We start from the raw sequence: 21,761 nt of genomic DNA, 5'->3' as shown, positions 1-21,761 counted from the left end.
TCGGGGTGCGCCAGGAGACGTGTGATTCGTCTACGACATCAGCTCCACAGTGTCTCTCCGGTATGGCAGACCCCGGACGGAGGCCGCCCGCGCGGCTCGACGCACCTGCCGCCGACCCTGCGACGCGGCGACCCGTCGGCCGGCCGTCACAGGAGCATCAGGCTTGGACGACGTGCACCAGCCGGAAGCGCTCGACGCGGTCTTCGCGCCGGAGAGGATCGCCGCCACGAGCCGGTCCCGCAGGGGCCCCGGAAACGCGAACCCGGCAGCGGGGAGGTCGTCGAGGTCCATCCGCGGAAGATACCCACGGACGAGAAACTGGGTCAGGCCTCCTGGGGCCGCCACCACGGTTCGAGCAGGGCCGGGTCGGCGACGTAGCTCCTGGCCTGCGCCCGCTCCGGCTCGGTCAATGTGAGCGCGCGCAGTTGGTTCCCCCATTCGGGCACCCGGTCCGTCTTGCCGAGCGCGACCGACAGCTCGATCAGTCCGGCGAGCGCCATCGCCTGCTCGACCACCGGCGCGTCCTCGGCCCGTCGACGCATGCCCGAGTCCAGTGCCCGGTAGGCCGCCCGGTCGTCGGTCTTGAACTCGCGCAGGATCCGCGCGTTGTCGAGCACCCGGGCCAACCCTTCAAGCTCGGTGGATCCGCCGTACTCCAGGTCCTGCGGCTCGTCGCGGCGGATGAAGATGATGGTGTTGCCCGACGGGTCGACGATGCTGAACCGCGAAGCTCCGGCACGGTGGCGGGTGATCCGGGGTAGTCCTTTGACCAGCACCTTGCCGTAGGCGCGGCGCATCGCGTCGGTGAACGCCGCGTGGTATGGCGCGACCGAGTCCACCATGACCAGGCAGCCGCCGGTCTGCTCCCGCTCCGGGTCGAGGCCCTTCGCCGCCGGCCCGTAGTGCAGGTCGAACCCACTCCACCGCAACGCCAGGTAGACGTACGGCTTGGTCTGCTCGTAGGTCACCTCGAACCCGAGCGCACGCCAGAACGCCAGGGTCTCCTGCGGTGCCGGGCAGGGCAGCAGCGGCACTGTCGTCTCGTTCGGGTGGACACGGTCCTCATTGGTCGTCATCGTCACTCCCGGTCCGGCTCGGCAGGCCGGCCATTGTGCCAGCACCCGTGACCCGGCCTCGACAGATTTCGTCGCCTCCTACCCAGGGAGGAGGCCGCCTCCCACCGTAGGCCGCGGACGGGGCTCCGGGTCGGACGCGGCCGACCGGTATGACAACGAGCATCTGCAGACATGACTACCGTTCTGCACAGGGCGACACACTGGAACCGCCCACTCATGGTCCTGGTCGGCGCGATGGCGGTGCTCGCCGTCGTCGCCACAGCCGGCATCCTTGTCGATCCGCGCGTCCTCATCGGGGTGCCGATCTGGCTCAAGCCGCTCAAGTTCGCGGTGTCCTTCGTCCTGTACGGCACAACGCTCGCCTGGATGCTCTCGCTGCTGCCGCGACGCAGCCGGGTCGCTGAGGGCGCGGTCACCGTCATCGTCGCGGTGGCGGTGATCGAGATGGCGGTGATCGTCGGTCAGGTGGTACGCGGGCAGGCCAGCCACTTCAACGACAGCACTCCCCTGAACACCGCGCTGTTCGCGACGATGGGGGTGGCGATCATGGTGTTGTTCCTCGCGCATCTCGTCCTCGGGATCGTCGTGCTGATCCGGCGGATCCCCGACCGGGTCGCCGCGACCGCCGTCCGGTGGGGACTCGGCCTGTCCCTGCTGGGCATGCTCGCGGCGGTGCCGATGGCGCTGCCGACCCGGGACCCGGGGATCGACGGGATCTCCGGGGCGCACAGCGTCGGCGTGCCCGACGGTGGGCCGGGACTGCCGGTGCTCGGCTGGAGCACCACCGGGGGTGACGTGCGGGTCGGGCACTTCGTGGGATTGCACGCCCTACAGGCGCTGCCGATCCTGGCAATCCTGCTGAGCCGCTTCGCGACGCGGCTCGACGACCGTACCCGCGCCCGGCTGCTTGTCGTCGCGGGCGGCGCGTACGGTGTCCTCACCGTGTTGTTGACCTGGCAGGCGCTGCGCGGGCAGCCGCTGCTACGCCCGGACGCCGGTACGCTCGCCGCGCTCGCGACACTGCTCCTCGCGGCGGCGACCGCGACCGGCCTGGTGCTGGCCCGCCGCCGACCGGAACTGGAGCTGGTCGCATGACCGCCACGCTGTTCTCCCTGACGTTCGCGGTGGCCGCGCCGTTCTGGGCGCTGATGATCCTGCTGCCCCGCTGGTCGTGGACCGCCCGGATCATCGGTTCGCCGCTGATCGTGCTTCCGGTCGTGGTGATCTACGCGCTGCTGGTGCTCCCGGCGTTCGGCGAGGTGCTGCCGGCCGTGGCGTTGCCGACGCTGACCGGGGTACGCGACCTGCTCGGCACCTCCGACGGGGCGGCGGCGGGATGGGCGCACATGATCGCGTTCGACCTGTTCGTCGGGCGGTGGGCGTGGTTGGACAGTCGGGAACGGGGGGTACCGGCGCTGGTCATGGCCCCGGTGCTGGTGCTGACCATCCTGCTCGGACCGCTCGGCCTCGCCGCGTACCTGGCGGTCCGGACCCGGTGGCGGGAGTCGCCGGCCGCCACCACCGACCCGCGGCACCTAGGCTGACCACCGTGGGGTGGGCGCGGCGACTGTTCGACACGCGGGACACGCTCGTGCGGATGCTGCTGCTCGACCTCACCGGGGTGGGCTACCTGCTGTTCGGCCCCCATTCCACCCGCACGCCGACGGCGACACAGTGGATCCTCGCGGTGCTCGCGTTCGCCGTGGCGCTGCTGGCGCACCGCCGGCCGCTGGTCAACCTGGTGGGGCAGGCCGTGCTGCTGGCGGTCGCGATCCGGCTGGTCGACGACATCACGATCAACCAGGTCGGCGCCAGCTGGGCGCTGCTCGATGTCACCATGCGGGCGCAGAAGCCCCGCGTCATCTGGCTGTCCGCCGCGCTGCTGGTGGTGGTGGACCTGACCGACTCGATCGGCGACCCGGCCCGGCAGGTCGCCTCCGGCGTCGTCGGGTTGGCCCTGGAGGTCGGCGTTCCGGTGCTGCTCGGCCTGGTGATCCGCGCCAACCGGGAGCTCAGCCGGCAGGCGGTCGAGAGGGCTGCCGCCGAGCAGCGGCGGCGCGAGTCGGAGAGCCGCGCGGCTCGCGCCGACGAGCGCAGCGCCATCGCCCGCGAGCTGCACGACGTCGTCGCCCACCACGTGGCGTCGATGGTGCTGCGCGTCGGCGTCGCGAGGCACGTGCTCACCGACGTCGACCCCCGTGTGGGCGCGGTCTTCGACGACGTGCACGGCACCGGCTCCGCGGCCCTCGCCGAGCTGCGCCGGCTGGTCGCGGTGCTGCGCAACCCCGACGGGGTACGCGGTGACGCGGCGCTGACGGCCATCGACCCGTCGGCGCTGCCGGCGGCCCTCGGCGCGACGGTCGACCGGGCCCGGCAGACCGGCGTCACCGTGGAGGCCGACATCGACCCGGCGGTCGGCGCGCTCGACGCGGTGCGGGGCCTCGCGGTGTTGCGGCTGACGCAGGAGGCGCTGACGAACGTGGCCAAGCACGCGGGGACCTCCGCGCTGGCGCGTCTCGTGGTGGCCGTCCGCGACGGGGCGGTGCACTGGGAGGTCTCCGACGACGGGCTCGCGGGTGAACCCGCGGCACTGCCGACGGGCGGTGGCCACGGCATCACCGGCATGCGCGAGCGCGTCGAGGTCCTCGGCGGGCGGTTGGAGGCCGGTCCGTCGCGGACCGGGTTCCGGGTGCGTACGGTGCTCCCGGCGCTGGCCCCCGCCGCCGAGGTGCCGGTCCGGCCGGTGCCGCGCGACCGCGAGGCCGCCGCCGGTTCGTCCGCCCCGGAGCTGGCGTGATCCGCGTCCTGCTGGTCGACGACCAGCACCTCATCCGCGCGGGGCTGCGCATGCTCTGCGACGCCCAACCCGACATCGAGGTCGTGGGCGAGGCGGACAGCGGCCGCGAGGCGATCACCCTCGCCGCTCGGCTCCTCCCGGACGTCGTCGTCATGGACCTGCGGATGCCCGGTGTCGACGGGATCACCGCGACCAGCCGGATCCTCGCCGAACGTCCCGCCACGCGCATCCTGGTGCTGACGACCTTCGGCGACGACGACCACCTCTACCCCGCCCTGACCGCCGGCGCGTGCGGGTTCCTGCTCAAGGACGCGCCCCCGGGCGACCTGCTCGACGGCATCCGCCGGGCCTTTCTCGGTGACAGCCCGTTCAGCCCGGACGTGCTGCGCCGCCTCGTCCAGCGGGCGGTGGACGCCCGCGCCGAGACACCGCGCCCGGCGCCGGGCCTCACCGTCCGCGAGCGGGACGTGCTGGCGCTCGTCGCCGAGGGCCTGTCCAACACCGAGATCGCCGACCGGCTCCACATCGGCGTGACCACGGTCAAGACCCACATCACCAGCCTGATGACCAAGACCGACAGCCCCAACCGGGTACGCCTGGCCCTGTTCGCGCGCGGCGTCTGATGATCAGGCCCGGATCCGGGTGGACAGGACGATGACGACCACGAGCGGCACGATGAGCAGTGCCGGCGCCGCCATCGGCAGGTGCAGGGCCACCAGGGCGCCGACCGCCGCGCCGGTCATCAGGGCCAGCAGCACCTGAGCCTTGGGCCGCAGGCCGTGCCACGGGCTGCGCGCGGCGACGCCGGCGATCAGGCTCGTGAGGGTGCCGGTCAGGTACGTGGACGACAGCCCCGGCACGCCGAAGCGCTGGATGGCGCTGCTCTGCACGCCGAGCGCCGTCGCCGACAGCATGAGCAGGGCGAGGTCGACGTGGCCGTCGTGGTCGGGACGGTTGGCCACCCAGACGACGAGGAACACCACGAACACCAGCAGTTCCAGGACGAGTGCCCAGGTGACCCGCCGGGGCCAGACGGGATCGTCCGGCTGCGCCGAGCCCACGACGCGGGCGCCGGCCAGTACGCCGACGATGAAGCTGACGATCGCGCACCCGGAGGTCAGGGCGAGGTCGGCGTCGCCCCTGCCGGCGGAGAGTCCGAGCAGGACCATGTTGCCGGTCATCACGCTGGAGAAGGCCCCGCCGAGGGCCAGGAAGCCGACGGCGTCGGCGCTGCCGGTGAGGAAGGTGAGCAGGACGACGAGGGCGTGCCGTCGTCGCAGGAGACGGGGGTCGTCGGGGGCGGGAACACGAGGACGGGTGACGCGGGGCGCGGTGCTCGACACTGTCGCTGTCCTCCAAAATTGTTCTTCGTATACACTTTTGCCGGACAGTTCACGGAGAGGCGACCAGGTGGCTGAAGACCTGCGGGACAAGCTCGGCGCTCAGCACCTGCCGCTACGCGACCAGGTCCTCACCGCGCTGCGGACCGCCATCATCGACGGCGACTACCTGCCCGGCGAACGGCTGACCGAGGACCGGCTGGCGGAGGACTTTGGCGTCTCCCGCAACCCCGTCCGGGAGGCGCTGCGGGTCGCGGAGGCCGAGGGCTTCGTCGTGATCCTCCCCCGCCGGGGCGCAGTCGTCGCCTCGCCCAGTAGCGGCACCATCGGGGACATGTTCGCCGTCCGCGAGCGCCTGGAGACGCTTGCCGCCCGGCTGGCCGCCGAACGCGCCAGCGCGGCGGACGTCGCGGCCCTGCGCGCGCTGCTCGACCAGGGCCGCGAGGCCACCGAGCGCCAGGACCTCCCCCGGGTCGCCGAACTGAACAGCGCCCTGCACCTGCGCATCCTCCAGATCAGCGGAAACCCCTGGCTGTCGTCGATCGCCAAGTCGCTGTACCTCCATGTCCAGTGGGTCTTCCGGCTGGGCGCCGAGCAACGCGCGCCGCACTCGTGGGCCGAGCACATCCAGCTGGTCGACGCCATCGAGTCAGGCGACGGCGACCGCGCCGAACGGGCCGCGCTGGCCCACCTCGACGCGGCCTCCACGGCGGCGTACGAGAACGCCGAGGGCGGGTACGGCGTCCGCTAACGCCCGCACGCGTAGCCCTGCATCCCCCGGGGGTTCGCACCGGCGGAGAGCACACCCGTCGCCGGGTCGCGGCTCACCGCGCACAGCCGACCGAGGCTCCAGCCGTCGGTGACCCGCACCTCGTGCCCGTACGTCCACAGCGCGGCCAGCACGTCGTCGCCGAATCGGTCCTCCACCACCAGGACGCCGGGCTCCATGTCCCGCGGGTAGAACGACCCCGGCAGGCTGAGCGTGTGCCACGCGGGCGCGTCGATCGCCTCCTGGAGGGACTGGCCGCCGACGAGGTGCCGCAGCAGGAACGGCACCTGCCACTGGTCCTGCTGGTCGCCACCGGGTGTCCCGCAGGCCAGCACCGGCTCCCCGTCGCGGTGCACCATCGTCGGGCTCAGCGTCGTACGCGGCCGACGGCCGGGGGCCAACGACGAGGCCAGCCCCTCCTCCAACCAGAACATCTGCAACCGGCTGCCCAGCGGAAAGCCGAGGTCGGGGATGGTCGGCGAACTCTGCAACCAGCCGCCACTGGGGGTAGCGGAGATCATGTTGCCCCAGCGGTCGACCACGTCCACGTGGCAGGTGTCGCCACGGGTCACCCCGTCGGACTGCACGGTCGGCTCCCCCGTCGTCGCGTCCGTCGGGTCGGTACGCCGGGCGGCACCGGGCTGGACGTGGGCCGGCAGACGCGGCTGTGTCCCGTCGGGACGCCCCGGCCGCAGCTCGGCCGACGCCCGGTCACCGATCAGGGCGGCCCGCTCCCGCGCGTACTCCCGCGACAGCAGCGCCTTGGCGGGCACGTCGGCGCCGTCGCCGTACCAGGCCTCCCGGTCGGCGAAGGCGAGCTTGAGCGCCTCGACCTGGGCGTGGATGCCGGCTGCGGTCGCCGGGTCGTACGCGCCCGGGTCGTCGAGCGCGTCGAGGACCGACAGCGTCTCCAGCAGCACCGGGCCCTGCCCCCAGAAGCCGGTCTTCGCCACCGAGTAGCCGTGCCAGTCCAGGGTGGTGGGCGCCTCCCACGTCGCCGAGTACGCGGCCAGGTCGTCGCCGGTGACCAGGCCGGCGTGCGGGCTTCCACTGGAGTCCTGGAACGGCCGCCGACTGAACCTGTCGATCGCGTCGGCGACGAAACCCGTGCTCCAGGCGCCACGGGCGGCCTCGATCTGCGCCTCCCGGTCGGGACCGGCCGCCTGTGCCGCCTCGACGAGCCGGCGCAGGGTGTCCGCGTACGCCGGGTTGGTGACCATCTCCCCCGCGGCCGGCGGACGGCCGTGGCGCAGCCAGAGCTGGGCGGACGTGGGCCAGTGTTCCTCGAACAGCGACCGCACGGCCGCCACCGTGTCGCCGACCCTGCCCACCAGCGGGTGGCCGGCGGCGGCGTAGCCGATCGCCGGCTCCAGCACCTCGGCGAGCGACAGCGTGCCGTGCTCGCGCAGCAGCAGGAGCCAGGCGTCCACGGCCCCGGGCACGGCCGCCGCGAGCGGCCCGGCGCCCGGGATGAGGTCCATCCCGAGGGACCGGAAGTGCGCGATGGTGGCGCCCGCAGGCGCCGGCCCCTGCCCGCACAGCACCTTCGGCGTCGGGTCCTGCGCGGTCGCCACGATGGCCGGCACCTCGCCGCCCGGCCCGTTGAGGTGGGGCTCGACCACGTGCAGGACGAACCCGGCGGTGACCGCCGCGTCGAAGGCGTTGCCCCCGCGTTCGAGGATGCCCATGGCCGACTGGCTGGCCAGCCAGTGCGTCGAGGACACCATGCCGAACGTGCCCTGCAACGTCGGTCTGGTGGTGAACGTCATGACAACACCTCACTCGGATCTGCGGTGCGGACGTCGGGGCCGGTGCCGTCCGGCCGGACCAGGTGGCAGGCTGCCATACCGTCCCCGATCGGCACCTGCGGCGGCACCTCGGTCGCGCACCTGTCGAACGCGAGCGGGCACCGGGTCCGGAAGCGGCAACCGGACGGCGGGTCGAGCGCGGACGGCAGGTCGTCGCCGAGCAGCACCGGCTGGCGCTGGCGCTGGCGTACCGGGTCGGCCACCGGCGCGGCCGCCAGCAGCGCCTGCGTGTAGGGGTGGGCGGGCCGGGCGAAGATCCGCTCGCGGGAGCCCTTCTCGACGAGCTGGCCCAGGTAGATGACGGCGATGTCGTCGGCCAGGTACTCGACGGCGGACAGGTCGTGGGTGATGAACAGGCAGGCGAAGCCGATGTCGCGTTGCAGGTCGGCCAGGAGGTTGAGCACGGACGCCTGCACCGACACGTCGAGCGCGCTCGTGGGTTCGTCGGCGATGAGCAGCATCGGCTCGGAGACCAGGGCCCGCGCGATGCTGACCCGCTGGCGCTGCCCGCCGGACAGCTCGTGGGGGTAACGCCGTGCCACCTCGGCGCGCAGGCCCACCCGTTCGAGCTGGGGAGCGATGCGGGCCTCGCGCTCGCGGCGTGGGACGCGCCGGCCGCCCAGCCGCAGCGGCTCGGCCACGATCTCACCCACGAGCATGCGCGGGTCCAGGGAGGCGGCCGGGTCCTGAAAGACGATCGACACCGCGTCGCGGTGCGCGCGCAGCTGCCGTCGGGAGAGGTGGGTGACGTCCGTGCCGGCGATCCGGACCACGCCCGCCGTCGGCTCGACGAGTCGTACGACGCACCGCCCGACTGTCGACTTGCCCGAGCCGCTCTCGCCCACCAGGGCCGTGACCCGGCCGGCGGCGATGGTCAGGGACACCCCGTCCACGGCGCGGACCGGGCCGAAGTGCATCACCAGGTCCTGGATCTCCAGGGCGTTCGGTCGGGACGTCATCGGTTCGCCTCCCGGGGTTGCGGTGGGCACGGATGCCAGCACGCCGCGAGGTGGTCGGTTCCGCCTCCCGCCACCCCGAGTGGCGGCGCGGAGTCCCGGCACCGCGCGTCGGCGGCCGGGCAGCGGTCGGCGAACGTGCACGCGTCCGGCTGGCGCGACAGGACCGGCACCAGACCGGGGATCTCCGCCAGCCGCGCGGTGCCGGCGTGGCGTCCCGGCTTCGGCGACGCCGACAGGAGTCCGGCCGTGTAGTGGTGGTACGGGTGCGCGAACAGGTCGGTGACCGGTGCCCGTTCCACCACGCGACCGGCGTACATGACCACGACCCGGTCGGCGATGTCGGCGATCACGCCGAGGTCGTGCGTGATGATCAGGATGCTGGTGCCGAGCCTGTCGCGCAGGTCCCGTAGGACCTGGAGGATGCCGGCCTGGACGGTGACGTCGAGCGCGGTGGTCGGTTCGTCGGCCACCAGCACCTTCGGGCCGCAGGCGACCGCCATCGCGATCATCACGCGTTGGCGCATGCCCCCGGACAGTTGGTGGGGGTACGCGTCGACGCGGTGCGCCGCGGACGGGATGCCGACGAGGGTCAGCAGGTCCACGGCGCGGGCGCGGGCGGCCCGCCGCGACACCCGCTCGTGCACCTGGAGCACCTCGCCGATCTGCCGGCCCACGGTGAGCACCGGGTTCAGCGACGTCATCGGCTCCTGGAAGATGTACGCGATCTCCCGGCCGCGTACCCGTCGGAGGGCGGACTCGCGGGCGCCGACCAGTTCGGTGCCGTTGAGGCGTACCGAGCCGGTGACCCGGGCGCTGCCCGGGAGCAGACCGGCGATGCTCATGCCGGTGACGCTCTTTCCGCAGCCCGACTCGCCCACCATCCCGACGATCTCCCCGGCCGCAAGGTCCAGGGTGACCCCGTCGACCGCCGAGACGGTGCCGGTCTCGGTGGGGAACGAGACGGACAGGTCGCGCATCTCCAGGACCGTCGTGGCGGTGCTCGCGGGGGCCGTGGTCATCGCCGGTCTCCCTTGGGGTCGAGGGCGTCGCGCAGGGCATCGCCGAAGACGTTGAACGCCAGCGCCAACCCCATGATCACGACACCGGGCAGGACGGCGGCCCAGGGTGCGCGGGCGGCGAACTGCTGGGCGGTGGCGAGCATGGTGCCAAGGCTGGGGGCCGGAGGCTGGATGCCGAGGCCGAGGAAGGAGAGCACCGCCTCGCCGAGGATCGCCGCCGGGATCGCGACAGTGGCCTGCACGAGGATCACCGACGTCGCGTTGGGCAGGATGTGCCGGGCGAGCACCCACAGGTCACTGGCGCCGTCCACGACGGCCGCCGCGACGAAGTCGAGCGACTTGAGGCGCAGTGTGTCCGACCGCACCACCCGGATCACGCCGGGGATCTGGGCGATGCCGATGGCCACGGCGGCGTTGCCGAGGCTGGCGCCCCGGATGGCCGCCAGGCCCACCGCCATGATCAGGAACGGAAACGCGAGGAGCAGGTCGGTGAAGCGCGAGATCACCGCGTCCCAGGCCCGGAAGTAGCCGGCGGCCAGCCCGAGGGGTACGCCGATGACAAGTGAGGTGGCCACCGCCAGGAGCCCCACCTGCAACGAGGCACGTGCGCCGAGCATGATCCGGGACAGGACGTCGCGCCCCAGGTCGTCGGTGCCGAGCAGGTGACCGGAGGTGCCGGGGGGCGCGAAGGTGCGGGCGAAGTCGGTCTGGTCGACGGAGTAGGGGGCGAGCCACGGCGACAGCAGCGCGACGGCGGCCGCGAGCGCGAGGACGACGAAACTCACGACCGCGAGCGGGTTGCGGCGCAACCGTCGCAGCACGCGGGTCCGGCGGGTGATGCTGACCGCGTCGGTCTCGGCCATCGGTACGGTGAGGACGGTCATGCCGGATCTCCCGTCACCCGGATGCGGGGGTCGATGACCGAGTAGAGCAGGTCCACGAAGAAATTGATCACGATGTAGGCGGTCGCGGTGAGCAGGACGACGGCCTGGATCACCGGATAGTCGCGCTGGAACACCGCGTCGATGGTCATCTTGCCGAAGCCCGGCAGGCCGAAGATCTGCTCGGTGACGACCGCGCCCGAGATCAGTCCTCCGAGTTGGAGACCCACCACTGTCACCACCACGATGAGGCTGTTGCGCAGCGCGTGCCTGGTGACGACGGCACGGGGACGCAGGCCCTTCGCCTTCGCCGTGCGGACGTAGTCGGAGGAGAGCGAGTCGAGCATCGCCGAGCGGGTCTGCCGCATGATGATGGCGGCCAGGCCGGTGCCGAGGATCACCGCCGGCAGGACGATGTGGTGCAGGTTGTCGAGCGGGTCCTCCAGCAACGGCACGAACCCGGAGGCGGGGAACAGGCCGGTCGCCACCGACAGGTAGAGGATCGCGAGCAGCCCCAGCCAGAAGTGCGGCACCGACAGGCCGATCAGGGCGAGCGCGTTGGCGAGCCATTCCGCCGGGCGGCCACGGCGGACCGCCGCGAGGACCCCGGCGCCGACGCCCAGCAGCGAGGCGATGGCGATCGCCAGGACGGACAGCTCGACGGTCACCGGCAGGGCGGTGGTGAGCATCGACGAGACCGGTGTGCCGGTCCGGATCGACACGCCGAAGTCGCCCTGTGCCACGCGTTCCACGTACTGCGCGAACTGCACCGGCAGGGGCTGGTCCAGGCCGTAGTGCCGGCGGATGGCGTCGAGCGCCTCCGGCGACCGGTCCTCACCCGCCAGGGCGAGGGCCGGGTCACCGGGGAGCGCCCGTACACCGACGAACACCACGATCGTCGACAGGAGCAGGGTCAGCGCCGACTGCCAGGCGCGGGTGAGCAGGTAACGGGCCACGGCGACCTACTTGGTGAAGCCGGCGAAGGCCGCGCGGATCACGCCGTCCGGGAAGACCTGCAGCCCCTGGATCTGCTTGCTGACGGCGGTGAGGTTCCGCTGCCGGTAGAGGTAGACGAGCGCGTCGTCCTGCTGGAGCAGCGTGACCGCCTGCCCGTACAGCTTCTTGCGCTCCTCGATGTCGCCGGACTGGCGGGCCTGGGTCAGCAGGGCGTCGAGCTGGGGGTTGCTGTAGCCGGCGACGTTCTGGCTCGCGCCGGTGCCGACGAAGTTGGTGATGTTGGCGTCCGGGTCGATCCGCCCGCTCCAGCCGAGTTGCAGCAGCTCGAAGTTGCCGCGGTCCTGCTCGTCGAGGAGGGACGAGTACTCCACCGGGTTGATCTTCAGATCGAATCCCCCGTCCTTGAGCATGGACTGGAGGGCCTGCGCGAGGCGCAACGTGTCGGGCGTGTTCGACGCGAGCATCGTGATCGTGTACGGCGTCTGCACACCCGCCTCGGTGAGCAGTTGCTTGGCCTTGGCGGGGTCGTGCGCCGGGCAGTTCTGCGCCTCGGGCGACGAGAACGGGCTGGCGGGCGAGATCGGCGAGCAGGCCGCGGTGTGCACGCCGTTGAAGACGGCGTCGACCAGGGCCTTGCGGTCGATGGCGTGCTCGAAGGCCTGCCGGACCTTGGCGTTCTGCGCGAGGGGGCGGTTGATCGGCTTGGGCGCGGTGCCGACCCCGTCCACGTTGCCGATGTTGATGGTGAGGCCCTGGTAGCCGAGGGACTGCGACTGCAGCACGGAGACCGAGGAGTCCTGCCGCAGGGCGGCGACGTCCTGGGTGGAGACGCTGTCGGCGACCTGCGCGTCGCCGGAGCGCAGGTTGGCCGCGCGGATGCTGGCGTCGCTGAGGATCCGCCACGAGATGGCGTCGAGGTGGACCTTGTCGGCCTCGTAGTAGTTCGGGTCCCGCACCACGTCGATGGAGTTCTGCGGGACCCGCTTGGCGAACTTGAAGGGGCCGACGCAGACCGGCGCCGAGGCGAAGTCGTCGCCGAGACTCTGCAGCGCCCTGGCACTCATGATCATGCCGGCGCGGTCGGCGAGGGCGCCAAGCAGGGGCGCGAAAGGCTGCTTGAGCCGGAGGACGACGGTCTGCGCGTCGGGGGTGTCGATGCCGTCGATGGGACCGAGTTCGCTCTTGCGCGCCGACCGGGCGTTGGTCAGGTGGCGCTGGAGGGTGGCCTTGACCGCGGCGGAGTCGAACGGGGTCCCGTCCGCGAAGCGCACGCCCTGACGCAGCGAGATGGTGACCGTCCGGCCGTCACCGCTCGTCGTGGGCAGCGCGGTCGCGAGCTGGGGTACGACCTGGGCCTGCTCGTTCACGTCGTAGAGCTTCTGGCACATGGCCTGGAAGACGTAGCGGGAGTAGAGGCTGCGCGACAGTGTCGGGTCCAGCGCGTCGGGCTCGGCGGAGAGGGCGATGAGCAGCTTCCCGCCCTGCTTGACGGCGGCGGGGTCGGCCGGCGCGCCGAAGGAGTCCTGGCCGGCCGACTGGTTCTCGCCTGACCCGTTGCCACCCCCGCCCTCCGACACCGGTGAGCAGGCGACGACCGTGCAGGCGGCGGCCAGGACCGCCACCGCGGCCCGGAGTAGACGGCTCGTTTCGCTGACGGAGAGGTTCGTCATGGAGAGCTCCTCGAGTGGGCGATTCGGGGAGCGTATGTTGTATACGATGACCGCCGCAAGACCTCCGCGCCCCCGACCGACCCACCCCGCGATCAGCCCCCGGACCGGGTCCGGCCGCCCCGGATCAGGCTGAGCAGGACGCCGAGCGCGAGCACCGCCACCACCGCGCTGAAGATCTCGCCAGCGGGACGCAGACCGGTCGTCTGGATCAGCAGTCCCACCCCGACGGCGGGCACGCCGAGCAGGGCGAACAGGATGGCGAAGAAGGTCGACACCGTCTCGGCCTGGTGCTGCGGCGCGACCCTCATCGTGATCGTCGCGACGCCGTCGCCGACCGCCACCCCGGCGGCGACCCCGGTGAGCGCCGCGCTGACCATCAACGTCGCCAACACCGCCATCCACATGCTGAACCCGAGCAGACCGGCCCCCACGATCAGGCCGACGCAGGCGCACGCCAGCGCGGCACGCGACGACAGCACGCGGGTCAGGAGCTGACCGAAGGCCGCCCCGATGAAGGCCAGGAAGACCACGAGCGCGGCAAGCGTGTGCGAGGTCTCGTGCAGGACCATCCCGAGGAACAGCCCGGTCACCGACGTGAGCACGCCGAGCGCCGCGAAGCCCGCACCGCCGGTGACCGCCGACCTGACGAAGTCACCGCGAATGTCCGCCGGTACGGACAGCCGCTGCACCCGTACCGTCACCGGCGAACGCTCCCGCACCGTCTCCGGCACACCCCGCAACGCGACGATCGCGAGCACCGCCAGGATCAGCACGATGGCCCACGGCAGCCGCAGCGGGTCGGGTGCCACGTCCGACACGACTCCGGCCAGCAGCGTGCCGGCGGCGAGACCGCCCAGATTCGCGAAGATCGAGACGGTGGCGGCACGCTTCGGGTGCCGGGAATCGATCAGCTCGGTCAGGGCCGCGGTCGCCGCTCCGATGACAAGCGCGGCGGAGAGGCCGGCGAGCACCCGACCCACGATGATCATCGCGAGGTCGACCGCGAAGAGGAAGACGGCGTCAGCGGCCACGGACAGGACGAGCGCGGCCAGGATGACCGGACGACGGCCGATCTGGTCGGAGAGCCGACCGAAGACCAGCAACCCGACGACCACGCCCAGCGCGTAGAGGGCGTAGACCACCGTCACCGTCAACGACGAGAAGCCGAACTGCCTCTCGTAGAGCGGGTAGAGCGGGGTCGGCACCGTGGTGCCCACGAGCGTGATCCAGAAGGCGAACGCGACACGTACCGCGCCCGACGTGGAAGGGACCCCGGTCCGGCCGCCGTCGGCGTCACTGGCCCTGGGCATGGTCGGTCCCTCCGGGCCGTCGCGGTTCCTGTCCCCCTGGCAGCATGGGTCGTGGCCGCCGGTCCAGGTGCGGTAACGGCCCCAAACACCCTCATCAGGTGGCGCGGCGGGCTCCCGGCGAAGGCGACGGTGGCGCGCTCAGCCCCCCGTGGCCGTCCGGCGCGCCCCGGGCGGCCACACGACGGTGGTCGGGATGTCACGCTGGCGCGCCCAGCCGACCGTACGGTCGGTCGCCGCCTCGTGGCAGCCCCGCTCCCCGTCCCAGACCGCCACCAGCCGGTGCACCCGGCGCAGCAGCTCCCGGTTCGCGGCCACGTACGCCGCCGTGCCGGAGTGCTCGAATCCCGTGTGGACGACCTCGACCGCCCCGCCCAGCAACTCGTCGAAGGCGGGCCGAACGGCCATCGGGATCGCCCGCTCCCGGTAGTCCGGCGCCGGCAGGACCACCTCGTACACGCCGCCGGTGGCCACCACCGCCCGCGCGAAGACCTGGTCCGCCCCCGCGGCCAGGCAGGTGACACCCCGCACCGGCCGTTCGCTGATCCGGTGCAGCTCGGTACGCAGCGCGTCGTACACGAGCCGTTCGGTGGCGGGAGTCAGGTTGATGTGCCCGGTGATGCCCACCCGGACCGGCCGAGGGTCCAGCGTCATCCGCCGATCATCTCCCCCGACGCGCCTCCCGGAGCGCGCGGGGACGCACCCGGCGCGCCGGCCTGCCGGGGCGGCCCTGGCGGACCGCTCGGCTCGGCGGCGGTCTCGGCGATCTCGGTAGTCTCGGCGGTCAGCCGGATCATCTCGAAGCCGGCGTCGGACAACACCTCCGGCAGCGCGCGGATCTCGTTGCGGTTCATCTCCTGGACGTCCGGCGGCAGCTCGTCCCACGGCCGCAGCGCGGGGTGCCGGCGGCGGACGTCGTCGCGTGGCTCGCCGTACACCCAGCCCTCCCCCCGCCGTTCCCGACACCACCGCTCGTGTTCCGACCGGGCCAGCTCGTCGATCCGGTCGTCGATGGCCTGCCCGGCACCCGGGTCGGCCGTGCCGGCGGTCGGACCGTGCCGGGGCGCCACCACACAGCCGAGGCTCAACAGCTTGGCGGCGATGTCCTGCACGTGGGCGCGGTTGGCCCGGCGCAGCGACTCGGGAAGCCCCGCCCAGTCCACCATGGCGGGCGCGGAACCCCGGCGCACCCCGGCCCGCACCTGCGACTGGAGGTACTTGTCGTGGATCTGCCGGGCCAGCCGTTCGGTGAGATCCTCGGCGATCAGTTGGGCGTCGCAGGCCCGGGTCAGCACCGGGTAGAGCTGGAGCCGGCCGTGCACCTCGTCGAGCAGGTCGTGCCGCCGGTCGCCGTGGAACGCGGCGGCGAGCGCCGCCTGCCGGTACACGGGTACGAAGACGGTGCTCTCCGCCCGTTGCCACAGCGCCGGCGTGTCCAACGCCAGCTGGAGGCCGTTGCGTTCGTCCAGCGCGCAGACGTAGAGCCGGTCGTAGCCACGGCGCAACATCCCCGAGCCGACCAGACCGTCGAGGTCCAGGTCGTACGCCCGGACCTGGCAGGCGGCGGGCAGGAAGGGGTGCCGTGCGGTCGCCAGCTCGAGTTCGGCGTTGGCGTCCGGCGCCACCAGGTCGACGCGCAGCGGCGGCACGGGCCGACCGGGCGGCGCCTCGGCCTGGCGCAGCTGCCAGTGCCGGGCGCTCGCCACCAGCGCGGCGCGGCGGAAGCTGCCCCGTCCGGCGATGAGGATCCGGACCGGTCGACCCGCCGGGCTGGGCAGGGGGTGGTGCCGGTGCAGGGCCCGGGCGGCGACGTCGTCGACGTGGAAGTAGTCCAGGCGCAGCCGGCTCGAACCGGCCGCGCCCAACCGTCGGGCCTGCAACGACAGGCACATCTCCGGATCGTGGACCTGCACGTACACCCGGGCCGGTTGCCGCCGGTCCTGGATCAACCGGCTCGCCGCGTTGGCGATCGCGTGGTTGCGGTCGTCGTCGTCCGTGCACGCGTAGACCGTGTGGGCGTACGGCAGACCGGCGCCGCGCAGCACCTCGGGGCTCGTCGGGTCACCGGTGACCCCCAGGTAGCGGCGTCGGCGAAACTCCAGCGGCCCGAACGGCTCGGCACGCACGACGACCACCCGTTCGCCCTCGCCGAAGAGCCGGTCGGCGAGCATGTGGGCGAACTGGGAGTCGCCGCACACCACGGCGTGCCCACGGGCCCGGCGGGCACGCAGCCGGCGGATCTCGGCGGCCAGCAGCAACCGGCTGGCCTCCACCACGGCGAGGAGGGTGAACAGCGGGGCCGCGAAACGGGCGACCTGCAACTGCCACGGGTACGGCCCGGGATCCTGCAACGGCTCCGCGCCGAGCACGAAGAGCTGGACGTCGTAGTAGACCACGTCGTACAGGTCGTAGCCGCCACCCGGCTCGGCGCGCAGCAGCTGGTCGAAGCCGACGTAACCGAGTACCAGTGCGAGCAGGCCGATGACCCCGAAGACCATCCGCAGTGCCCTCCCGGCCGGGCGGTACGCGCCGGGGACCGGACCCGTCATCGACCAACTCCTCGTCCGCGACGCCGCGACCCGCGGGGACCGGGCCACCTCGCATCGTATTCGACGCAGTCGATCCGACCGGCCCATCGGCACCCCGGCTGATCGGCTCTTTTCGCAGGTGGATGCCGCAGTCGGCAGATGCGTACCGGGCCTCCTGACTGGGCACCGAGGGTTACGATTGCGAGACGGGCCGGAGGGGCGCAGGAACGGGGTCGGCCTCGGGTCCCCGACACCTGGCGCCCAGGCCGGAGCTACCGGAGGATCACGGAGATGGACGCAGTCGAAGGTCCACCGGCGGCAGGCCCGGTCAATCCCTTCTCCCCGACGGCCGTGGCCCGGGTGACCGAGCAGGGCGCCGGCGGGAGCACGGTGGTCACCGCCGCCGTCCGCGACGCGACCGACCAGCTCGACGACTACCTGCGCACCGGTGACGGCGCCGTGATCGCCCTCGTCGGTGACTACGGCTCCGGCAAGACCCACCTCGCGGTCGAGCTGCTGGCCCACACCCGACGGGTCGCCGGAGCCGCCGGGCGTGGCATCTACCTGGACGCGCCGGGTGACACCTTCCTGTCCCTGCACCGCCGGTTCCTGACCCGGCTGACCCGGGACGCGGTGCGTGAGCTGTTGGCCGGCTACCCGCCCGACCTGCCGGTCGATCAGCTGGTCCGACAGCTGCGGGCGGATCTCGCGGAGGTCACCACCGACCCGGCGTTCGGCACCGCGTTGGCGATGCTGCTCGACCCGGGCACCGAGGCCGCCGCCTGGGACTGGCTGTCGGGTCACCCGCCGGGTCCGGCGCTGGTCGCCGCCGGCGTGACCCCGAGCACCGACGTGGAGGCGACAGCCGTCGAGGCGATGGGCGTCCTGGCTCTGCTGCACGGTCGACGGCACGACCGCTTCGTGCTGGTCCTCGACGAGCTCGACAAGATCCTCACCTCGGGTGGCCGGCCCGGCCCGGAGACGATGGCCCGCCTGCAACGGCTGCTCGGCGTGTTCACCTCCGCCGGCGCCCTCCTGGTGATCGCCGGGCTGCCCGACATGCTGCACCTGCTCAGCACCGAGGTACGCCAGCGGATCGGGCCGATCGTCCGGATGTCCGCGCTCACCGGCGAGGACGTACGCACGTTCGTCCGGCAGACCCAGCTCCGGGCGTTCGGTCAGGCCCGGCTCGCGCCGTTCACCGTGGAGACCACCGAATACCTGGCCAACCTCGCCGACGGGGTGCCCCGGCGGGTGATCCGGCTCTGCTACCACCTGTTCCAGCGCGCCGCCCAGGCCGGCACACCCGTCACCCACGTCATGGTCCGCGAGGTCGTCCGGGTCCAGTTCGACCTGGCCAGCCGGCAGGACGTCGCCGCCGACGTGCGGCGGGTGCTCACCCAGGACGGCTGGTCGTACCAGCGGGACCATCTCCTCGGGTCGATGCGCGACCTGCCTGTCGACTTCTGGATACCCCTGGAGGAACGCAACGCCGGCTGCTGCGTGCTGCTCAGCGAGTCGGTCCTCAAGGCCGAGGAGGTCGACGACCTGCACCGGCGGGTCGTCGCCATCCGGGCGGCCGTCCCGGACAGCGAGGTGATCCTCGTCGTCGTCGGCCACCTGCCCGCGGAGTTCGCCACGGAACTCGCCGGCACGTTCAGCGTCGAGCCCATCGTGCACGACCCGCAGTCGTTCGCCGAGGACCTGTCGGGCAGCGTCAAGGCCCTGATGCGCCGGCTGGAGCAGGCGGTCGGCGCGGACGCGCTCACCTCGGTACGCCAGCGCGTCGAACGGATCCACCGCCAGCAGAGCAACACCCAACGCTCCATCGAGCACCTGTCGTACCAGCTCGACGAGATCCGGGGCGGGTTGCGTCAGGATCCCACCGGTCCGGCGGAGCGGCACCCGGCGGTGACCGGGGTGACGTCGCCGCTGCCGGGGCGGGTCGCCCGGGTGTTCGTCGAGGCGATCGACGCCCTCGACCAGCTCGCCGGCTTCGAGCGCCGGCTGCGGGACGCGTTCGCTCCGCACCGGGTGGCGACCGTCGGCGGCGCGGACGGCGGGCACGCCCTGCGGTCGCTGCTGCGTTCGCGGGACGTCCAGCGGGCGGTCGGCACGTCGGTGGTCCTGCGCCGCCTCATCGAGGCCTTCCGGGAGGGCGTGGAGCAGTGGTACGACACCCACCGCGCCGATCCCCAACCGACGGACCGGGAACGGTTGGATCTGCTCTGCGAGACGTACGACGGGATCGCCGAGTACCTGCCGCTGTTCCAGTTGGACACCCTGAGCGGGTTGGCCGCCGCCGGCGCCGGTGGCGAGGACGGCGCGGACCAGGTCGACCGTTCGCGCACCTGGTCACAGGCGCGGTCGGTCTTCGACGGGCTGGGCGGCCGGGTCCGGCAGCTACTGCTGGCCGGCTGAGGCGCCGAGCGGGGTCGGGTCGGCGTCCGGCCGGGGTGCGGCATCCTCCGGGCCAGCGGGCCAGCGCCGGTCGAGCACCGCCGTGGCCAGGGCGTGGATGACGTTGATGACCACGATTGCCGTCGCCACGATCCCCACGGTGCCGGGGAAGTCCCGTTCCAGGACGAGGGCGAGGATCACCGCGGTGATGCCGTTCTGCTGCCCCCAGGCGAGGTAGCGGCGGTCGGTCGCGGGCAGGCCCCGGGTGATCGGCACCGACACCACCAGTTGCGCCGCCACCGCCGCCAGCCCGAGCACCACACCCGGCACCACGTCGACGCCGTTCACCAGCAGCAGTCCGAGCAGGAAGGTGGCGACCAGGTACGCCGCCTGGGTGGACCGGCCGACGACGGGGCCGAGCCGGGGGCGGAAGAACAGCCCGGCGACCGCCAGGCCGAGCATGAGGAACTGCCAGGCGGCGGTGAGGACCAGCGCGATCAGCAGCGCCACCGCCAGCCAGTTCAGCGCCGTACGGAGTCGGGGGCGGGATGCGTCCTCGCGGAGGCCCGCCGTACGCAGCAGCCGCCACAGCAGCCAGGCGCCCGCCGCGAAGGCCACGTTGGCGAGCAGGTCGAGCAGCAGGTCCAGGGGCCGGTCGCTGATCGCGCCGGCGAGCGCGCCGCCGTCACCGTCGCCGAGGTCCAGGGCGAACGCGGAGACGTAGACGGTGAGCAGCACGGTGATCGGGTCGTCGAAGGACGCCCAGATGGAGAGGATGGAACGGGCCCGCGCGGAGGTGCGGTCGGGACGGCTCATGGCGGCCACCGCGAGCGGGTCGATCTGGGCGACGGCCACCCCGAGGACCAGGAACGCGGGGTCGCGGAAGACCAGCACCATCACCCCGGCGATGAGCGCGGCCTTGGCGACCACACCGACAGTGACGGCCAGCAGCACGGTGCCCAGGTGGGCACGCACCTCGGCGAGGCTGATGTCGCGGGTGCTGCCGACCAGGCCCACCGCCAGCAGGACCGAGGCGAGCAGCAGATAGGTGGGGGCGCGTTCGAGCCCGTCCACGTCGCCGGCCCAGGCCACGGCCAACCCGGCCAGCGCGGCGGCGACCACGGCCGACGATTTCGCCAGTACGGTCACGGCCACCCAACCGACGCGTCGAACCTGGTTGATCCGAGGTGATGATATCGGCGCAGGCCAACCACCTCAATCACGAACCACGCGGATCCTCGCGACAGGTCAGGCCGGCACGGTGAACCGTCGCGCCACCGCCGCCAACTCGTCGTCGGCGCGGGCGACCCAGTCCTGGTCGAGGGTGACACCGACCAGGTAGTCGTCCGGGGAGAGCCGGTAGTAGTAGACAGCCCCCATCTCCACGTCGAGCACCAGTCGGGTGACGTAGCCGGCGACGGCCCGACGCAGGTCCCGACCTACCTGAAGGGCCAGCAGCGACAGGTCACCGGCGAGGCGCTGGTAGCGGTCCCGCCGGTCGGCCACCGTGATGCCCCGGTTGAAGAACGGCTCCAGGTCGGGGTGGTCGAGGATGTCCACGGCCCACTGCTGATCGCCCATCCGGTGGTGGCTCAGGTAATGCAGGCCCTGCGGGCGCAGCGCCGCGAGCGTCCCGTCCGGCGTCGGTGCCCCGCTGCGGTACGGCCGGAACTCCTCCCCCGCCGTGCCGGGCGATGTCGCCGCACCGTCGGTGTCCGCCTCCCAGCCGCCCGGGTTCTGCGACCGCTGCCGCAGCAGCCGGCGCAGGTCGGTGGCGAGGTGCGCGGCGGCCCGGTCGACGGCGCTGACCCGATCCGGATCGGCCACCGCGTCGGCGTCCGCCCCGGGTACGGCGGCGAAGCCCACGATGTGTTCGTTGCCGACCACCGAGTTGCAGAAGACGAGACCCGTGCGGGTCTGCACGATCGTCCGGATCAGCGCGCCGGTGTGCAACTCCCCCAGCCGGCGGTGCAGCTCGCTGACCCGGTAGACCAGTTGCGCCCCGACCCGACGGTACGCCTCGCGGCGTTGTGCCGGGTCCGTCTCGTCCGACGAGGGGGCCGACGGGTGGGCGAGCAGGTCCAACGCGAAGTCGAGCACCCCGCTGGTGTAGTGGGCGACGTGGTAGACGCCGCAGCCGCTGAGCAGCAGACCCCGGCAGAGGTCCCGCTTCTTGAGGAAGCCCGGGACGTCCTGCTCGGCCGTCTCCTCGACCAGGGCGTCGTGCAGCTCCGGATCCGTCACCTGGTC

19 protein-coding genes and 1 pseudogene are annotated in these 21,761 nt (G+C 72.6%); 6 read left to right on the top strand and 14 right to left on the bottom strand.

Features of this window, described 5'->3' with window-relative positions:
• Positions 1 to 189 precede the first annotated feature (189 nt).
• Positions 190 to 291, bottom strand: a pseudogene (locus ABZS77_RS28565) (RNA-binding protein); the annotation flags it as partial.
• 32 nt (positions 292 to 323) lie between these two features.
• On the bottom strand, positions 324 to 1,076 hold the full coding sequence (locus ABZS77_RS28560; protein WP_354829170.1) for a glyoxalase: 753 nt from the start codon (positions 1,074 to 1,076) through the stop codon (positions 324 to 326).
• A gap of 171 nt (positions 1,077 to 1,247) precedes the next feature.
• Between ABZS77_RS28560 and ABZS77_RS28555 the strand changes: the two genes are divergently transcribed.
• From ABZS77_RS28555 to ABZS77_RS28540, 4 genes are read left to right on the top strand one after another with little or no spacing between them, the layout of a single operon-like run.
• A complete protein-coding gene (locus ABZS77_RS28555) occupies positions 1,248 to 2,171 on the top strand; it encodes a hypothetical protein (RefSeq protein ID WP_354829167.1) in 924 nt (307 codons plus the stop codon).
• A complete protein-coding gene (locus ABZS77_RS28550) occupies positions 2,168 to 2,620 on the top strand; it encodes an ABA4-like family protein (protein ID WP_354829164.1) in 453 nt (150 codons plus the stop codon). Before ABZS77_RS28555 ends, ABZS77_RS28550 begins: the two co-directional genes overlap by 4 nt.
• Before the next feature lie 5 nt (positions 2,621 to 2,625).
• The gene (locus ABZS77_RS28545; RefSeq protein WP_354829162.1) at positions 2,626 to 3,873 is read left to right on the top strand and encodes a histidine kinase; all 1,248 of its coding nucleotides are present in this window, start codon (positions 2,626 to 2,628) and stop codon (positions 3,871 to 3,873) included.
• A complete protein-coding gene (locus tag ABZS77_RS28540; RefSeq protein ID WP_354829159.1) occupies positions 3,870 to 4,496 on the top strand; it encodes a response regulator transcription factor in 627 nt (208 codons plus the stop codon). Before ABZS77_RS28545 ends, ABZS77_RS28540 begins: the two co-directional genes overlap by 4 nt.
• Before the next feature lie 3 nt (positions 4,497 to 4,499).
• Here the strand turns inward: ABZS77_RS28540 and ABZS77_RS28535 are convergent, their stop codons facing one another.
• Positions 4,500 to 5,216, bottom strand: a complete 717-nt coding sequence (locus ABZS77_RS28535) for a YoaK family protein (RefSeq protein WP_354829156.1) — start codon at positions 5,214 to 5,216, stop codon at positions 4,500 to 4,502.
• 67 nt (positions 5,217 to 5,283) lie between these two features.
• On the opposite strand from ABZS77_RS28535, the gene ABZS77_RS28530 reads away from it, so the two are divergent.
• Complete coding sequence (locus ABZS77_RS28530; protein WP_354829153.1) at positions 5,284 to 5,964, top strand: GntR family transcriptional regulator; 681 nt, start codon at positions 5,284 to 5,286, stop codon at positions 5,962 to 5,964.
• Here ABZS77_RS28530 and ABZS77_RS28525 read toward each other — a convergent pair.
• The 9 genes from ABZS77_RS28525 to ABZS77_RS28485 all read right to left on the bottom strand — a co-directional run bounded on the left by ABZS77_RS28525 (position 5,961) and on the right by ABZS77_RS28485 (position 17,132).
• A complete protein-coding gene (locus ABZS77_RS28525) occupies positions 5,961 to 7,751 on the bottom strand; it encodes a gamma-glutamyltransferase family protein (protein WP_354829151.1) in 1,791 nt (596 codons plus the stop codon). The genes ABZS77_RS28530 and ABZS77_RS28525 overlap by 4 nt on opposite strands.
• A complete protein-coding gene (locus ABZS77_RS28520; protein ID WP_354829148.1) occupies positions 7,748 to 8,749 on the bottom strand; it encodes an oligopeptide/dipeptide ABC transporter ATP-binding protein in 1,002 nt (333 codons plus the stop codon). Before ABZS77_RS28520 ends, ABZS77_RS28525 begins: the two co-directional genes overlap by 4 nt.
• A complete protein-coding gene (locus ABZS77_RS28515) occupies positions 8,746 to 9,768 on the bottom strand; it encodes an ABC transporter ATP-binding protein (protein WP_354829146.1) in 1,023 nt (340 codons plus the stop codon). The genes ABZS77_RS28520 and ABZS77_RS28515 overlap by 4 nt, the downstream gene beginning before the upstream one ends.
• Positions 9,765 to 10,652 carry an ABC transporter permease gene (locus ABZS77_RS28510; RefSeq protein ID WP_354829143.1) on the bottom strand — a complete coding sequence of 296 codons (888 nt, stop codon included), beginning with the start codon at positions 10,650 to 10,652 and terminating at the stop codon, positions 9,765 to 9,767. The genes ABZS77_RS28515 and ABZS77_RS28510 overlap by 4 nt, the downstream gene beginning before the upstream one ends.
• Complete coding sequence (locus tag ABZS77_RS28505; RefSeq protein ID WP_354829140.1) at positions 10,649 to 11,605, bottom strand: ABC transporter permease; 957 nt, start codon at positions 11,603 to 11,605, stop codon at positions 10,649 to 10,651. The genes ABZS77_RS28510 and ABZS77_RS28505 overlap by 4 nt, the downstream gene beginning before the upstream one ends.
• A 6-nt stretch (positions 11,606 to 11,611) precedes the next feature.
• Positions 11,612 to 13,276 (bottom strand): ABC transporter substrate-binding protein, encoded by a 1,665-nt coding sequence (locus tag ABZS77_RS28500; protein WP_354829138.1) that lies wholly within the window; start codon positions 13,274 to 13,276, stop codon positions 11,612 to 11,614.
• A 92-nt stretch (positions 13,277 to 13,368) separates the two neighbouring features.
• Positions 13,369 to 14,586 (bottom strand): MFS transporter, encoded by a 1,218-nt coding sequence (locus ABZS77_RS28495; RefSeq protein ID WP_354829137.1) that lies wholly within the window; start codon positions 14,584 to 14,586, stop codon positions 13,369 to 13,371.
• A 138-nt stretch (positions 14,587 to 14,724) separates the two neighbouring features.
• Positions 14,725 to 15,237, bottom strand: coding sequence for a hypothetical protein (locus tag ABZS77_RS28490; RefSeq protein ID WP_354829134.1), 513 nt, complete (start codon positions 15,235 to 15,237; stop codon positions 14,725 to 14,727).
• On the bottom strand, positions 15,234 to 17,132 hold the full coding sequence (locus ABZS77_RS28485) for a RyR domain-containing protein (protein ID WP_354829131.1): 1,899 nt from the start codon (positions 17,130 to 17,132) through the stop codon (positions 15,234 to 15,236). The genes ABZS77_RS28490 and ABZS77_RS28485 overlap by 4 nt, the downstream gene beginning before the upstream one ends.
• 270 nt (positions 17,133 to 17,402) lie before the next feature.
• Between ABZS77_RS28485 and ABZS77_RS28480 the strand changes: the two genes are divergently transcribed.
• Positions 17,403 to 19,532, top strand: coding sequence for an AAA family ATPase (locus ABZS77_RS28480; RefSeq protein WP_354829129.1), 2,130 nt, complete (start codon positions 17,403 to 17,405; stop codon positions 19,530 to 19,532).
• Here ABZS77_RS28480 and ABZS77_RS28475 read toward each other — a convergent pair.
• Both ABZS77_RS28475 and ABZS77_RS28470 read right to left on the bottom strand, forming a co-directional pair.
• Positions 19,515 to 20,660 carry a hypothetical protein gene (locus tag ABZS77_RS28475; RefSeq protein WP_354829126.1) on the bottom strand — a complete coding sequence of 382 codons (1,146 nt, stop codon included), beginning with the start codon at positions 20,658 to 20,660 and terminating at the stop codon, positions 19,515 to 19,517. The two genes, ABZS77_RS28480 and ABZS77_RS28475, sit on opposite strands and share 18 nt — an antisense overlap.
• A gap of 99 nt (positions 20,661 to 20,759) precedes the next feature.
• Entirely contained in the window at positions 20,760 to 21,755 is a 996-nt protein-coding gene (locus ABZS77_RS28470) for a hypothetical protein (RefSeq protein WP_354829124.1), read from the bottom strand.
• Positions 21,756 to 21,761 lie beyond the last annotated feature (6 nt).

The organism is Micromonospora sp. NPDC005298 (assembly GCF_040607375.1).
Lineage (GTDB): Bacteria > Actinomycetota > Actinomycetes > Mycobacteriales > Micromonosporaceae > Micromonospora.
The sequence above is the reverse complement of the archived record's forward strand: the minus strand, read 5'-3'. Positions and strand labels throughout refer to the sequence as shown.

What these genes read in the sequence shown, in the direction of transcription:
- ABZS77_RS28520 (WP_354829148.1), bottom strand. Translation starts at nt 8,749, where the DNA reads ATGACGTCCCGACCGAACGCCCTGGAGATCCAGGACCTGGTGATGCAC.
- ABZS77_RS28480 (WP_354829129.1), top strand. Translation starts at nt 17,403, where the DNA reads ATGGACGCAGTCGAAGGTCCACCGGCGGCAGGCCCGGTCAATCCCTTC.
- ABZS77_RS28510 (WP_354829143.1), bottom strand. Translation starts at nt 10,652, where the DNA reads ATGACCGTCCTCACCGTACCGATGGCCGAGACCGACGCGGTCAGCATC.
- ABZS77_RS28550 (WP_354829164.1), top strand. Translation starts at nt 2,168, where the DNA reads ATGACCGCCACGCTGTTCTCCCTGACGTTCGCGGTGGCCGCGCCGTTC.
- ABZS77_RS28500 (WP_354829138.1), bottom strand. Translation starts at nt 13,276, where the DNA reads ATGACGAACCTCTCCGTCAGCGAAACGAGCCGTCTACTCCGGGCCGCG.
- ABZS77_RS28485 (WP_354829131.1), bottom strand. Translation starts at nt 17,132, where the DNA reads ATGACGGGTCCGGTCCCCGGCGCGTACCGCCCGGCCGGGAGGGCACTG.
- ABZS77_RS28555 (WP_354829167.1), top strand. Translation starts at nt 1,248, where the DNA reads ATGACTACCGTTCTGCACAGGGCGACACACTGGAACCGCCCACTCATG.
- ABZS77_RS28495 (WP_354829137.1), bottom strand. Translation starts at nt 14,586, where the DNA reads ATGCCCAGGGCCAGTGACGCCGACGGCGGCCGGACCGGGGTCCCTTCC.
- ABZS77_RS28525 (WP_354829151.1), bottom strand. Translation starts at nt 7,751, where the DNA reads ATGACGTTCACCACCAGACCGACGTTGCAGGGCACGTTCGGCATGGTG.
- ABZS77_RS28490 (WP_354829134.1), bottom strand. Translation starts at nt 15,237, where the DNA reads ATGACGCTGGACCCTCGGCCGGTCCGGGTGGGCATCACCGGGCACATC.
- ABZS77_RS28515 (WP_354829146.1), bottom strand. Translation starts at nt 9,768, where the DNA reads ATGACCACGGCCCCCGCGAGCACCGCCACGACGGTCCTGGAGATGCGC.
- ABZS77_RS28560 (WP_354829170.1), bottom strand. Translation starts at nt 1,076, where the DNA reads ATGACGACCAATGAGGACCGTGTCCACCCGAACGAGACGACAGTGCCG.